Consider the following 13,228-nt stretch of genomic DNA (forward strand, 5'->3'; position numbering starts at 1 on the left):
CACACGTGCCCCAGCTCATCGCCACCGACCTCGATGGCACGATCCTGTTCGACCGCAAGGTCGCGCCCGCCGACCTCGACGCCATGAGACGGTGGCGGGCGGCCGGCAATCTGCTCGTGGTCGATACCGGCAAGTCCGTCTTCGCCACCCGCGACACCCTGGAGCCGGTCGGACTCGCCTTCGATTACGCCGTCGCCTTCACCGGCGCGGTGCTCGCCGACGGCGACTACCGCGTTCTGGCCTCCCGTTTCCTCCCCGACGGCCTGGCCCATGAGATCGTCATGAGCCTGCGCGGAATCGACGGCCTCACCGTCTTCGCCACCACGCTGGAAACCGACTACGTCGTCGAGGACACCTATCACGAGGTGTCCCCGATCCTCCAGGTGTTCGTCCCCATGGAGCCCGAGGAGATGACCGAGCACCGCTTCATCGGCGTGCCCATGCGGGTGCGCGACGACGACGTGCGCCGGCGCATTGTCGAGCGCCTGACCGAACGCTGGGGCGAGGCGATCGAGGTGGTGCGCAATCAGGAGTTCCTCGACGTCATCCCCGCCGGCGCGACCAAGGGCGCCGGGCTCGCCGACCTGCTCGCCCGGCTTACCGGTTCCGACGGGTCCCGCTCCGGCGAGAGCATCGAGACCTGGAGCTTCGGCGACTCGTGGAACGACATCTCCATGCACACCGTCGCCGACCACCCCGTCGCCCTGCCCTGGTCCCCCAAGGAGGTTGTGGCCGCGTGCGAGAGCACGGCGGGCTCCATGGCTGAACTCGTCGAGTCCGTCCTCGGGCCCCGACGGGGCCGGACCACCGCCACCACTACTGCCGGAGAGAAGAGGAACCGATGACGGGACTGGGGACGAGGGTCAGCGACTGGTTCAACGGCGGAAGCCCCGACGGGCGCGCCAAGCTGCGCCAGTGGATGCGCGGCTACAAGGGGGACGCGGACCGTCCGGAGGGCTTCACCTACGGCATGATGGGGCCGGCCACCGGCCTGTCGGTGCTCGCCGGCCTGATCTACCCGCTGACGAAGGGCTACGGCAGCGTCGTCGCGCTCGCCCTGGCGGTCTTCCTGGTGCTGGGACGCCACATGATCGAACGACAGGTGGCCGGCGTCATTTCCGACCTCCAGGAGGCTCAGCGCCAGTACAAGCGCACGAGGGATCCTGAATACCTCGAGTTCACCGACTTGCGCGCCTCCGGTCTGCTCGAGGACAACAAAATGCTCACCGCCCCCACCAAGGCGTGGCTGGCCGAGCAGATCGAGTGGGCCCGCGAGCAGAAGAAGCGCAATGAACAGCGAATGGCGAAGAAGGCGGCCCGCGCTGAGCGTCGTCGGGGCCGCATCCGCGCCGACGCCGCCGACGCCGCCGACGAGGCCGCGCCGGACGGCGTGCAGGAGGAGAAGCGATGACGCCCCCCGGGGACTACGTCAGAGCCGTCCTGTGGGACATGGACGGCACCCTCATGAACTCCCAGCCGCTGTGGGACGAATCCTTCCGGCGTCGCTGCGAGCAGCGCGGCGGGAGCGTGACTGACGAGCAGGTCGTCTCGATCGCGGGCGCGTCCATCGCCCGCACCTGCGAGATCATCGCCGCTACCGGTGCCACGGACTCGCCCCACGACCCGGCCACCACGGAGCTGTTCGCCCTCATCGCCGCCGACGTGGCCAACGCCGTGCGCACCGAGCCGCCGATCGTGCCCGGCGCCCCCAGGATCACCTCGATGCTCGCCGAGATCGGTCTGGCGCAGGTCATCGTCACCCAGTCCCCGCGTCGCATCGTCGAGTCGGTCGCCCACGCGCTCGGCGACGTGTTCGTCGAGCTCGTCACCGGCGATGACGGGCTGCCGGGCAAGCCCGCCCCCGCGCCCTACGCGACGGCCATCGAGCTGCTCGACCTCGAGCCCGCCGAATGCGTCGCCGTTGAGGACTCGGCCACGGGCGCGGCCTCCGCGCGCTCGAACGACCTGCGGGTTATCCAGGTGGGCGGCACCAAGCACTTCCCTGGCGACCCCGGCCTGATCGTCGTGGACGGACTGACCTCGATCACGCCGCACCTCCTGCTGTGGGACGACGTCGGCCGGTAGAATGCCGGGTCTACAGACCGACCGACTCCAGCCAGGCGTCCAGCATCGCGCGGCCGGCCGGGATCAGCCGCTCGCCGTGCACGACGGCGCCTTCGCGCACCGCCGCGGGGTCGATGCCGTTGGAGGCCAGCTCATGGGCGTGCCCGATGAGCCAGCGCTCGATGCGCGCCGGATCCGCCTCCAGGTGGAACTGGAGACCCAAGGCTGCGGGCAGGGCGAAGGCCTGGACCGGTGTCGTCGGGGTGGAGGCCAGGATGCGCGCCCCCTCGGCCTCGGCGGGCAGGACGATGCGCTCGCCGTGCCAGTGCAGCACGGCGAGACCCTCAATCGGCCGCAGCGTTCCGACGCCGTCGGGGGTGAGCGCGACCGGCGCCCACCCGATCTCCGGGTCTGCGGGGACTACCCGTCCGCCCGCAGCCGTTGCGATGAGCTGAGCGCCCAGGCAGATGCCGAGGGTCGGCCCGCCGATCGCCAGCCGCCGGCGCACGGCGTCGAGCTCGGCCGTCAGCACCGGGTAGGCGCGCTGATCGCCCACTCCGATTGGCCCTCCCAGGACGACGAGCAGGTCGGCGTCATCGGCCGGGCCGCCGGACGCGAGGACGGAGGGCGCATCGCCGCCGGCGTCCCAGTAGACGACCTCCAGCCCGTGGCCGGCTAGAATCGGTGCGGCGATGCCGAGGTCCTCGAAGGCGACGTGGCGGATGACGAGTGCGCGGGTCATGACGGTTCCTCCCTGCTGCGGTTGCGGACACGCTACGACGGAGTTCGGAACACGCCCGTCACACCGGTGCTCGCGACCCCCGGTGCGCCTTAGACGGTCGAAGGGGAGATCGCACGGGCGGGGCGCGTTCAGCGCACCAGCTCGACGAGCACCTCGGCGTGGTCGGTATGCGGAAACATGTCGAACAGGCGCGCCCGGCGCGCACGCAGCGACGGCATGCACGCCAGATCGGCCGCCAGGGAGGCCGGGTTGCACGAGGAGTACAGCACTCGCGGCACCCCCGATTCCTCGATCCGACCGGCCAGGTCCGCCCCGATCCCGCGCCGCGGCGGGTTGACGACCAGCAGATCCGGCGTCACCCCGGTCCCCGGGGCGAGCACACGGGCATCGCCGGTCTCGAAGCGAGCGGCGGCGGGCTCCAGCCCCATGAGTGCGGCCGCGTCCCGGGCGCCCGCAATGGCCGGGGCCGAGATTTCGACGCCGAGGACCCGGCGCCCCGGACGGGCGAGCGCCAGAGCGAAACCGCCCACGCCGCAGAACAGATCCCACACTTCGGCGGGACGGGGGAGAGCGGCGGGAACGTCGTCGGCCCAGGCCCGAGCCGTCGCGTAGAGCCTCTCGGCCACACCCGTGTTCGTCTGGAAGAAGGAGCGCGTCGGCAGCAGCAGCGGCAGCTCGACGACGACGCGGGCGCCCGCGGAACGTCCGGTGAGGGCGCCCTCGCCGTCGGCGGCGCGCTGCGCGCCGGGAAGGACCAATCGCATGAGAAGACGGTCGCCGCCCGGCTCGTCGGTGAGTACGATCTCCTTCTCCCCTTCGATTACCGCCTGGTGCACCGGCTGGAGGTTGACCGAGACGACCGCGATCGTCGGCAGGTCCCGACGCAGCCGCGGCAGGGCCCGCCGCAGCGCCCCCAGATGACGTCGGCTGCGCAGGACGAAGCGGATCATGAGGTCGCCGTCGGGGGAGGCCGTCACGAGCAGGTGCTTGAGTTCGCCGCGCCGTGCGGACACGTCGTAGGGGATAAGTCCGAGATCGCCGATCAGACGGGCCAGCACCGGCAGCGCCCGGCGGATCGCCGGCACGTGCACGGGGCACGAGCGCAGATCGGTGCCACGGCCGGCGCGGTCCAGAACGCCGAGCACCGGCGCCCCCGCCCGTCCCGACACCGCCATCTTCGCCTTGTTGCGGAAGGCGCTGCGAGCGCTCGGCACGGGGGACTGCCAGGTGTCGTCGTCGACCGGGGGCAGCAGCCTCGCGACGCGCTGCTGCTTGCGGGCGAGCTGGAGGACGAGCGGAATGCCCTGGTGCGGGCAGGAGCGGCAGGCGCCGCTGCGATGCAGCGGGCAGAAGGCGGCCGACGACGGCCGGTGGCGAGTGTCGACGCGCATGGGGACATTCTGAGCCCTCCCCGATGCGGCGGCGACCGGCGCAGGGGCCCGCCGCTGCGCTGATTCGCGACCCGACCCGGCCCGCGCGCCCACAACGCGACATCGCCGCTGCGCCGCCTCCGGCTCCGCCCCGACCGCGCCGGCGCGCGTCGGGCACACTGTGCCCATGAGCGAGCACACCCCCGCCGAACCGGACGCCACGACGCCCCTCATCCCGCGCACCGGCATCGGCGCAGACGTCCACGCCTTCGCCGCCGACCCCGCCGCGCCTCTGCACCTGGCCTGCCTGACCTGGCCCGGGGAGGTGGGACTGGCCGGTCACTCGGACGGCGACGTCGTCGCCCACGCCTGCTGCGACGCCCTCTTCTCCGCCGCCGGCCTGGGAGATCTGGGCAGCAACATCGGCACTGCGGAGCCGCAGTGGAGGGGAGCCTCCGGCGGTGCGCTCCTGGCCGAGGCCGCCCGCCGGGTGCGTGCGGCCGGTTACGAGATCGGCAACGTCTCCGTCCAACTGATCGGGGCCCGTCCCCGTGTCGCCGAGCGCACCGGCGAGGCCCGCGCCGCGCTGAGCGCCGCCGCCGGGGCCGATGTCTCCTTCTGCGCCACCACCACCGACCGCCTCGGCTTCCTCGGGCGCGAGGAGGGGCTGGCTGCACTCGCCACCGCGCTGATCTACCGCCCGGGCCATTCGCGGAACTGACGCCGATCGGACGCCCTTGCCTCACCGGCTAGGCTTGCCCTCGTGAGCAACGACCGCACCGAGCGCCCTGCACCGAACCTGCGCCTGTACGACTCCGCCGCGCGCGCCGTCGTGCCCTTGACTCCCACCGTCACCCCCGGAACGGTCGCCATCTACCTGTGCGGCGCCACCGTCCAGGGCTCGCCCCACATCGGCCATATGCGCTCGGCCATCGCCTTCGACGTGCTGCGCCGCTGGCTGGAGCGCTCCGGGCAGCGGGTCGTGCTCATCCGCAACGTCACCGATATCGACGACAAGATCCTCGCCAAGTCGACCGCCGCCGACCCGCCCGTGGAGTGGTGGGCTTGGGCCCAGCGCTACGAGCGCGAGTTCGACGCCGCCTACCGGGCCCTGGGCGTGGCTCCCCCCACCTACGAGCCGCGCGCCACCGGGCACGTCCCTGAGATGATCGACCTCGTCCAGCGCCTGCTGGACGCCGGGCACGCCTACGTCGGCGAGCGCGGCAACGTCTACTTCGACGTGCGCTCTCTGAGCGACTACGGGTCGCTGACCAACCAGAGGGTGGAGGATCTGGCCACCACCGAGGACGAGTCCCAGATCGACGACGACGTCGAGGCGGACAAGCGCGACCCGCGCGATTTCGCCCTGTGGAAGGCCGCCAGGCCCGCCGAACCCGCCGACGCCGCCTGGGACGCCCCCTGGGGGCGCGGCCGGCCCGGCTGGCACCTGGAGTGCTCGGCCATGAGCAGACGCTACCTGGGGGAGGTCTTCGACATCCATGGCGGGGGCATCGATCTGCGCTTCCCTCACCACGAGAACGAGCAGGCCCAGTCCCACGGCGCCGGCTGGGGCTTCGCCCGCCACTGGGTCCACAACGCCTGGGTCACCGTCAAGGGCGAGAAGATGAGCAAGTCGCTGGGCAATTCGCTCGTGGTCGCCGAGCTGCTGAAGACCTACGACGCGCCCGTGCTGCGCCTGGCTCTGGGCACCGTCCACCACCGCTCCACCGTGGAGTTCTCCGATGAGACCCTCGCCGACGCCGCCGGCCTGTGGGAGCGGCTGAGCGGCGCCGTGCTGCGCGCCCGCGAGGAGACCGGAGGCGGGGGGACGAGCCCGGTGGACGCCGCCGTGGAGACGGTTCGCGCACGCGCACTCCCGGCGGAGTACACGGCCGCCATGGACGAGGATCTCAATCTCGCCGGGGCCATGGCCGTCGTTCACGCCACGCTCAAGCGGCTCAACACGGTGCTTGCGGCCCGCGTGTCCGAGCGCGACGCCGTCGTCGACGCGGCGCTGGACCTGCGCTCCCAGCTGGACGTCATGGGACTGGATCCGCTCGCTGAGCCCTGGCGATCCCGCGTGCTGGGCACGGGGCCGGCTGGTGCCGACGGTGCGGCTGCGGATGCTCTCGACCACCTCGTCACAGCTCTGCTCGATCAGCGCGCCGAGGCGCGCGCCGCCAGGGACTGGGCCCGTGCGGACGCCCTGCGCGACGAACTGACCGCGGCCGGCGTGGTCGTCGAGGATTCGGCCGCCGGCGCCCGCTGGCATGTGGCCTGAGACGGAATGCGAAGACCGGAGAGGACACCCATGCCCGGAAATGAGCGCTACCCCGGCCCCAGACGGCGGCCCGGCTCCAAGAAGGGGCCCACGAAGGGCTCCGGCGGCAGGCGTCGCAAAGGGTTGGAGGGGCGCGGCCCCACGCCCAGGGCGGAGGACCGCGTCGGTCACCCCAGGGCGCGGGCGAAGGCGCGGGCCGAGGCGCGCGCTGCCCGGCCCACGCACGCCAAGCGCTTGGAGAGGGCCAGGGAGGGCTTCGCCGTGCCCGCGGACCACGAGGTCGTCTGCGGCCGCAATGCGGTGGCCGAGGCCGCCCGCGCCGGCATCCCGATCGTGCGCGTCTTCATGGCCGTCTCCGCGGAGTCGGACGACCGCCTGGCCGCCGTCGTGCGACGTGCGACTCTGCTGGGCGCGCCCATGGTCGAGGCGACTCGGCTCGACCTGGAGGCGCTCACCGGCGGCGCCGCTCATCAGGGTGTGGCCATCGAGGTGCCCGCCTACGAGTACGTCCGCGCCCGCGACCTGCTCGAGCGCGCCCGGGACGCCGGCCGTACGCCATTGCTCATCGCTCTGGACCGCGTCACCGACCCCCACAACTTCGGGGCGATTCTGCGCAGTGCCGGGGCTTTCGGAGCCGACGGCGTGATCATCCCCGAGCGGCGCTCCGTCGGGGTCAACGTCACCGTGTGGAAAGTGTCGGCCGGGGCGGCCGCCCGGGTGAGCGTGGCCCGTGAGACGAATCTCGTGCGCACCCTGACCGCCCTGAAGAGGGAGGGCTGCTTCGTCGTCGGGCTCGACGGCGGGGGGGAGACGATGGTCGAGGATCTCGCTCTCGCCAACGCCCCGCTCGTCGTCGTCACCGGCGCCGAGGGCGCGGGTCTGTCCCGCCTCGTGCGCGAAACCTGCGATGTCATCGCCTCCATACCGATCGCCGGCGCGGTCGAGTCGCTTAACGCGGCGGTGGCCACCGGCATCGGCCTGTACGAGGTCGATCGACTGCGGCGGACGGCCCGTGCCGAAGACGCCGATGCTGCGGGCGCCACCGGACACGCGGGTGGGGCCTGAGACCGCCTCCGGCGCGCAGGCTGGTGCGCCTGGTCGCCGCCCGCACGGACCCGGGCGGCCCGCTAGGGGCTGACCCGCGTGCCCGTTGCTGACACAATGGATGTGAGAACCGTACCCCGTACTCATTCGGACCGACCGCGCCGCGGCCAGTCCCGGCCGGCTAGGAGGCCCCCATGGCTCAGGACACCGCGCAGCGCTGGAATCGCACCGAGGGCGTGCTCGTCGCCCCGGGCACCGGGCCGGATGCGGTCGCCGATCGCCTTGCCGCTCAGCGGGTCGTCGCCCGTCTCGAATGGTTCCCCTCCAGCTCCCACCTGTTGTCGGTGACGCTCATGACGGATGCGCGCGGCCGCGTCGCGGTCGCCCCGCCCGAGGGCGATGGGGTGACGGCCGGCGCCGGCGTCAGCGAGTTGGCCGAGGCCCTGGCCCGCGATTTGGAGGCGGACGTGACCATCGGCCCGGCCTCCTTCAATGCGCTGCCCGACGACGTCGTCCTGCCCGAGGTTCCCGGCGACCCCGGGCCGACCACCCGCACGCTCGTGGTCTCCCCGCTGAGCGCCTACATGGTGCCCCTGCAGGCGACGTTGCTGGAGCGGCCGCTCGCTGTCGCCTCCGTGTCCGGCCTAAACCGCCGGATCGTCATGTACTCCGGTGATGGTGCGGGCCTGGGCGCCTTCGGCTGGGATGAGGAATCCCTGCCGGCGCTCGTCCTGACCGTCGATGAGCGAGATGTCGCCGCGCGCGCGATCTCCACCGGGGAGAGCGAGGACGACGCCGTCTTCTCCTGGGGCATGACCTCGCGCTACGTGTGGGGCGGGGTTGGCGATCCGGGGCCGGAGTTGCGTGCGCTCGTGACCGAGCATCTGACCGACTCGACGGATGCGTCCCTCATCGCCTCCACCGTGCCGGGCGCCGACGTCGAGGAGGTCGCCGCGGCCTTCGCGACCCCGGGGCTGGAGGGCATTGTTGCGCTCGCCCGCGCCCTGGGTCTGCCCGACTGGGTCGGCTCCGTCCTGGCGGGGCGGCTGGCACCGGCGGAGGCGCCCGGAGCCGTCGTCCATGAGCCCCGCGGATTGTCCAACGCCGTGGGCCGCAGCGTCGGCCTGCTACTGCAGGACCCCTCTACTCCGGGCTCGGCCTTCTGGCAGTCCTACGTCCGCACGGTCACCGAGATGCCCTGGGTCGTGCGTGGTGCGGCCATTGCCGAGGCGGGCCTGGGCGGTGCGCTGATGGGTACGGCAGTGCGCCATTACCGTCGGACCGGCCGCGCCCCCGGCGGGCTGGTGGGCGTGGGGATCGTGCTGCTGGTGGACGCGGTGGCCGAGACCTCGTTGGCCTCCTGGACCCGTCATCGCGAGCTGCGTCGACGGGCCGATGAGGAGATGGCGCTGGTCGCCGAAGAGCTCGGGGCCTGACCGGAACCCATTGGTTGAGATGCGCACGTCGCATTCCGGCGTGCGATGCCCGCTGAAGACCGACCCGCTCCTCGGGGAGGCGGACGGCGCGGTCGCGGTCCCGGACCTGAGGGCCGATGACGTCGGGGTCAATCATTGTTAGAGAATGTTCATTGCCGGTGCCAATATGCTGACATTAACGCTGTATGGCACCCTATTGACATGAAGGACGTGGTGGATACCAGTGCCCTCATCGGCTATCGGCTCAAGCGGGCTCAGATCTCCCTGCGGTCGCGGATGGACGAGGGGCTGCGCCCTCTCGGGCTCACCTCGCCGCAATACGCCTGCCTCGAGCTTATTCAGCGCCGGCCGGGAGCATCGAGCGCCGAGCTCGCTCGGGCCGCCTTCGTCACGCGTCAGACGATGAGCACGCTCCTCAAGGGTCTCGTGGCCCGGGGGCTGGTCGAGCGGTCCGAGCGCGCCTGCGCAGGAAGAGCGATGCCGACCGGGCTCACCGCCGAGGGTGGTGATCTTCTGCGCCGCGCCTCCGCCGTCGTGCGTGAGGTCGAGTCACGGATGATCTCGCGGCTCTCGGACACTCAGGTCGAGGCGCTCGGCGAGGCCCTCAGCAGATGCGCCGAGGCCCTGTCCGCCGACTGAGGACCCGGCCGGCCTCGGACGGCCTCGTCATTCTCCGACGGCGCTGACGCCCGTCGCCGGCTACTCGCCCTTGAACCTCATACCGGCGGTGAATCCCATGGGGTTGAGCTCGTAGGCCATGGCCATTTCCTCGTCGCGGGCGGCGAACGCCTCGTCGTCGGCGACGTCGTCGTTCTCCTCCTCGCCGTCGAAGATGGCAGCCATCTCCTGGGTGTCCCCGAGCGAGAGGTAGGACTGCTCGTCCCGGTACTGGGGCAGAACCTTCTGCACGTAGTCCTGGGTCGCCTCTTCGGTGGTGATGTCCCGCTGCTGGGCTTCGGACATGTACCAGCGGTGCTCGAGAACCTCGTGGAAGATCTCCGCCGGCTCGAGTTTACGGCGCAGCTCCAGTGGGACCGCCCGGATGGTCGGTTCGAAGACCTCGGCCAGCCAGGCGTGAGCGACCAGTTCGATCGGGTCGTCCTGCCGGCCGGTGTAGGCTCGGAAGGCTTCGAGATCGTTGAGCATGCGCTGCCCCTGACGTTCCTGCACGTCAAGACCGGTCAGACGCATCACCTGGCGGTGGTAGTGGCCGGCGTCGACGACCTTGGGCTGAATGACCATGCGTGTGCCCGAGCCGTCGGCCTGTGTCTTCATCATGAGTTCGCCCACGTCGAATCCCAGCTTGTTGAGCCGCTCAATGCGCTGGCCCACGCGCCACCGCTCGCCCATGTCGAAGGTCTCCGCACCGGTGAGCACCTCCCACAGGTCGGTGTAGCGGGTCACGATGCAATCGCCGACCTCGACGGTGTCGACGCTGGGTTCCAGCAGCGCGCCGGCCTGGAGGTCCATGAGCTCGCCGATGATGTTGGTGCGGGCGATGTCGATGTCGTACAGGCGTTTGCCCTCAGTGAGCCCCTCCGTGTACAGCTCACCGGTCTCAGCGTCGACGAGGTAGGCGGCGAAGGCCCCCGCGTCGCGTCGGAACAGCGTGTTGGACAGGGACACATCCCCCCAGTAGAAGCCGAGCAGGTGCAGGCGCACGAGCAGAACCGCCAGAGCGTCGATCAGACGCGTGGCCGTTTCGGGGCGCATGTACTGGCTGAACAGGGCGCGGTAGGGAAGTGAGTAGGCCAAGTGCTCTGTGACGAGCACCGAGTTGAGGGCATGGCCCGACAGGTCCGTGCGTCCGGTGATGACGGCGGTGGGGGTCACGCACGGCGCCCCCAGGCGCAGGAGGTTGCGAAGCATCTCGTACTCGCGGTAGGCGACCGTCTCGCCGATCTCCTTGACGGCGATGACGCGGTCGGACAGGTTGACGAAGCGCACGATGTGTCGTGACAGGCCGCGCGGCAGCGCCGCGAGAACCTCCGACGGCCATTCCTCCAGCGGGATCTCCCAGGGCAGGTCGAGCAACGCGGGGTCGATGGTGGCCGCGGTGATCTGCATGGACTGGGGCATGCGACGATTCTCCCAGGAAACTGCTCCGACGGCGACGCGAGAGCGCACCGGCGCTTGGACTGGATCGTGATTCCCCGAGCTGCCGGGCGTTTCCTCCGGTGCGATGTCGGCGTGTCGGAGTGGAGCCGTGCCGGATGTCGTGCGTGTCGCACCGCGCCACGGCCTGACTCGTGACAGTTTGGTGGGGTCTGGGTTTTGAGGTGGGTTTTTCGTTGATGTCGCGTGGTGGTTGTGGGTGTGCTGGCACACTAAGGGGCCGGTAGGGTGGGGGTGGTGAGCCCGTTTCTGCGTAAGGTCAAGACAGCCTCTGGGGCGACGGCGGTGCAGATCGCGGTCAAGGAAGGGCGCCGGGACAAGGTGATCGAGCACCTGGGATCGGCCCACACTGAGGCCGAGCTGGCTGCTCTGATGGAGATCGGCCGGCACCGCATTGCCCCGGACTAGCTGGCCCTGGACCTGACTCCCACGCCACCGGCGGTTTCGGGACTCCTCACGGCCTCAGCCCCGGTCGGCACTGATGCGGTGGTGGAGTCCAAGCGCTCGGGCCTGCTGTGGGACGTTCTGCACGGGGTCTACACCCGTCTGGGGCTGAGGGACGCCACTGGGGGTGATCGGGCCTTTGAGCAGATGGTTCTGGCGCGTCTGATCGAGCCGACATCCAAGGCCGACACCCCCAGAGTCCTGTCCGAGATCGGCTGGCCAGCCCCGGCCCACCGCAACACCCTGCAAGCCTGCCTGGCCCGGGCCCAGGAGCGGGGCTACCGCGAGAGCCTGTCTGGGGCTCTGTTCGAGCACGTCACCGCCAGTGGGGGTCTGGCCCTGTGCCTGTATGACGTGACCACCCTGTACTTCGAGGCCGAGCGTGAGGACGACCTGCGGCGGGTGGGTTACTCCAAGGAGAGGAGGGTTGACCCTCAGGTCATCGTGGGCCTGCTGGTCGACCGTCATGGTTTTCCTCTCCAGGTCGGCTGCTGGGAGGGAAACAAGGCTGAGACCACCACGATCATCCCCATCGCGGAGGCCTTCCAGGCCGCCCACGGCATCGAGGAGCTCGTCATCGTCGCTGACGCAGGCATGCTCTCAGCCGCCAACCTCACGGCCCTGGACGAGGCGCACCTACGTTTCATTGTCGGGGCCCGCACCACCCGGGCCCCAGGCGACCTGGAGGCCCACTTCCACTGGCACGGGGACGCCTTCACCGACGGCCAGGTCATCGACACCATCACCCCCAGAAGAGGCTCCAGGAGCCAGCGCGACGTCAGCAGGCGTCATGAGCCGGTGTGGGACCCGCACACCCATCCAGGCTCATGGAGAGCGGTATGGGTCTACTCCAAGAAGCGAGCGGCCCGGGACAACCAGACTCTCACAGCTCAGGCCAACCGCGCCCGGGCTGTCATCGCCGGCGAGAAGCGCCCTAAGGGCACGCGTTTTGTCACCGTCCATCAAGGCGATCAGGTCCTTGATGAGGCCTCCATCGCCAGAGCCCGGTCCCTGGTGGGTCTCAAGGGCTACGTCACCTTTCGTCCCCGCACGCCTGATGGGCGCCGGTGAGGTCGTCTCCTCCTACCACGAGCTGTGGCACGTCGAGCAGTCCTTCCGGATGAGCAAGCACGACCTGAGAGCCCGGCCGGTCTTCCACCACACCCGAGACGCGATCGAGGCTCACCTGACCGTGGTCATGGCCGCCCTGGCCGTCGCCCGGCACCTCCAGGAGGCCACCGGTATCAGCATCGCCAGGATCGTGCGCGAGCTACGCAGCCTGCAGGAAGTTACCATCAACCTCAACGGCCACCACCTCGCAGCCGCACCGCGTCTGACCGACACCGCCAACGACATCCTCACCGCCCTGAGCACCCCACCCCCGGCACACTAAGCGTCATGAGTCAGGTGCGATGTCGGCGTGTCGGAGTGGAGCCGTGCCGGATGTCGTGCGTGTCGCGCCGCGCCACGGCTTCATCCGGTGGGTGTGGTTCAGCCGGTCAGGTGCGTGGACTCATTGGGCATCGTTCTCGCCGTCGTCGGTGGCGATTTGGGCGGCGATCTGAGCGGTCGCCGCGGAGAAGTCTTCGACTAGCTGGTGGTCCTGGGCTTGGGCCAGGAACACCAGATGAGCGATAGCGTCCTCCACACCCAGCAGACGGGCCTCCATACGCCCGGTGAAGCAATAGGCCGGCGTGAACCCGTACACCTGCCCCTCACCCACCGGACCCAG

The 13,228-nt window shown here is 70.6% G+C and carries 12 protein-coding genes and 1 pseudogene; 9 read left to right on the plus strand and 4 right to left on the minus strand.

Translation table 11 applies throughout. The features are described from left to right. The first annotated feature begins 5 nt into the window (after nt 1-5). From HMPREF9062_RS02985 to HMPREF9062_RS02995, 3 genes are read left to right on the plus strand one after another with little or no spacing between them, the layout of a single operon-like run. A complete protein-coding gene (locus HMPREF9062_RS02985) occupies nt 6-845 on the plus strand; it encodes an HAD-IIB family hydrolase (protein ID WP_009748549.1) in 840 nt (279 codons plus the stop codon). Continuing rightward, complete coding sequence (locus HMPREF9062_RS02990) at nt 842-1,411, plus strand: hypothetical protein (RefSeq protein ID WP_009748550.1); 570 nt, start codon at nt 842-844, stop codon at nt 1,409-1,411. Before HMPREF9062_RS02985 ends, HMPREF9062_RS02990 begins: the two co-directional genes overlap by 4 nt. Further along, nucleotides 1,408-2,085 carry an HAD family hydrolase gene (locus tag HMPREF9062_RS02995; protein WP_009748551.1) on the plus strand — a complete coding sequence of 226 codons (678 nt, stop codon included), beginning with the start codon at nt 1,408-1,410 and terminating at the stop codon, nt 2,083-2,085. Before HMPREF9062_RS02990 ends, HMPREF9062_RS02995 begins: the two co-directional genes overlap by 4 nt. Nucleotides 2,086-2,095: 10 nt before the next feature. Here HMPREF9062_RS02995 and HMPREF9062_RS03000 read toward each other — a convergent pair whose 3' ends face one another. Beyond that, a complete protein-coding gene (locus tag HMPREF9062_RS03000) occupies nt 2,096-2,806 on the minus strand; it encodes a glutamine amidotransferase-related protein (RefSeq protein ID WP_009748552.1) in 711 nt (236 codons plus the stop codon). A 128-nt stretch (nt 2,807-2,934) separates the two neighbouring features. Further along, a complete protein-coding gene (locus tag HMPREF9062_RS03005; protein WP_009748553.1) occupies nt 2,935-4,197 on the minus strand; it encodes a methyltransferase domain-containing protein in 1,263 nt (420 codons plus the stop codon). A gap of 166 nt (nt 4,198-4,363) precedes the next feature. Between HMPREF9062_RS03005 and ispF the strand changes: the two genes are divergently transcribed. The 5 genes from ispF to HMPREF9062_RS03030 all read left to right on the plus strand — a co-directional run bounded on the left by ispF (nt 4,364) and on the right by HMPREF9062_RS03030 (nt 9,576). After that, entirely contained in the window at nt 4,364-4,897 is a 534-nt protein-coding gene (gene ispF / locus HMPREF9062_RS03010; RefSeq protein WP_050795247.1) for a 2-C-methyl-D-erythritol 2,4-cyclodiphosphate synthase, read from the plus strand. A gap of 42 nt (nt 4,898-4,939) precedes the next feature. After that, complete coding sequence (gene cysS / locus HMPREF9062_RS03015) at nt 4,940-6,457, plus strand: cysteine--tRNA ligase (RefSeq protein WP_009748555.1); 1,518 nt, start codon at nt 4,940-4,942, stop codon at nt 6,455-6,457. Between the two features lie 30 nt (nt 6,458-6,487). After that, nucleotides 6,488-7,522, plus strand: coding sequence for a 23S rRNA (guanosine(2251)-2'-O)-methyltransferase RlmB (rlmB, locus tag HMPREF9062_RS03020; protein ID WP_009748556.1), 1,035 nt, complete (start codon nt 6,488-6,490; stop codon nt 7,520-7,522). 173 nt (nt 7,523-7,695) lie between these two features. Then, nucleotides 7,696-8,937: a hypothetical protein gene (locus tag HMPREF9062_RS03025; RefSeq protein WP_009748557.1), complete on the plus strand. Its 1,242-nt coding sequence runs from the start codon at nt 7,696-7,698 to the stop codon at nt 8,935-8,937. Between the two features lie 201 nt (nt 8,938-9,138). Beyond that, nucleotides 9,139-9,576, plus strand: a complete 438-nt coding sequence (locus HMPREF9062_RS03030) for a MarR family winged helix-turn-helix transcriptional regulator (RefSeq protein WP_009748558.1) — start codon at nt 9,139-9,141, stop codon at nt 9,574-9,576. Between the two features lie 60 nt (nt 9,577-9,636). Here the strand turns inward: HMPREF9062_RS03030 and HMPREF9062_RS03035 are convergent, their stop codons facing one another. Then, on the minus strand, nt 9,637-11,016 hold the full coding sequence (locus HMPREF9062_RS03035; protein ID WP_034253618.1) for a DUF4032 domain-containing protein: 1,380 nt from the start codon (nt 11,014-11,016) through the stop codon (nt 9,637-9,639). Nucleotides 11,017-11,289: 273 nt separating this feature from the next. Between HMPREF9062_RS03035 and HMPREF9062_RS13875 the strand changes: the two are divergent. Beyond that, a pseudogene (locus HMPREF9062_RS13875) lies at nt 11,290-12,889 on the plus strand (IS1634 family transposase). A 120-nt stretch (nt 12,890-13,009) separates the two neighbouring features. Here HMPREF9062_RS13875 and HMPREF9062_RS03055 read toward each other — a convergent pair. Beyond that, nucleotides 13,010-13,228 (minus strand): phosphoglycerate mutase (locus tag HMPREF9062_RS03055; protein ID WP_009748563.1); only part of this gene is annotated, 219 nt, incomplete at its 5' end.

It is taken from the genome of Actinomyces sp. oral taxon 448 str. F0400, from assembly GCF_000220835.1.
In the GTDB taxonomy this organism is placed as follows: domain Bacteria; phylum Actinomycetota; class Actinomycetes; order Actinomycetales; family Actinomycetaceae; genus Actinomyces.

What these genes read in the sequence shown, in the direction of transcription:
- HMPREF9062_RS03030 (WP_009748558.1), top strand. Translation starts at nt 9,139, where the DNA reads ATGAAGGACGTGGTGGATACCAGTGCCCTCATCGGCTATCGGCTCAAG.
- HMPREF9062_RS02995 (WP_009748551.1), top strand. Translation starts at nt 1,408, where the DNA reads ATGACGCCCCCCGGGGACTACGTCAGAGCCGTCCTGTGGGACATGGAC.
- ispF (WP_050795247.1), top strand. Translation starts at nt 4,364, where the DNA reads ATGAGCGAGCACACCCCCGCCGAACCGGACGCCACGACGCCCCTCATC.
- HMPREF9062_RS03000 (WP_009748552.1), bottom strand. Translation starts at nt 2,806, where the DNA reads ATGACCCGCGCACTCGTCATCCGCCACGTCGCCTTCGAGGACCTCGGC.
- HMPREF9062_RS03035 (WP_034253618.1), bottom strand. Translation starts at nt 11,016, where the DNA reads ATGCCCCAGTCCATGCAGATCACCGCGGCCACCATCGACCCCGCGTTG.
- HMPREF9062_RS03025 (WP_009748557.1), top strand. Translation starts at nt 7,696, where the DNA reads ATGGCTCAGGACACCGCGCAGCGCTGGAATCGCACCGAGGGCGTGCTC.
- rlmB (WP_009748556.1), top strand. Translation starts at nt 6,488, where the DNA reads ATGCCCGGAAATGAGCGCTACCCCGGCCCCAGACGGCGGCCCGGCTCC.
- HMPREF9062_RS03005 (WP_009748553.1), bottom strand. Translation starts at nt 4,197, where the DNA reads ATGCGCGTCGACACTCGCCACCGGCCGTCGTCGGCCGCCTTCTGCCCG.
- HMPREF9062_RS02990 (WP_009748550.1), top strand. Translation starts at nt 842, where the DNA reads ATGACGGGACTGGGGACGAGGGTCAGCGACTGGTTCAACGGCGGAAGC.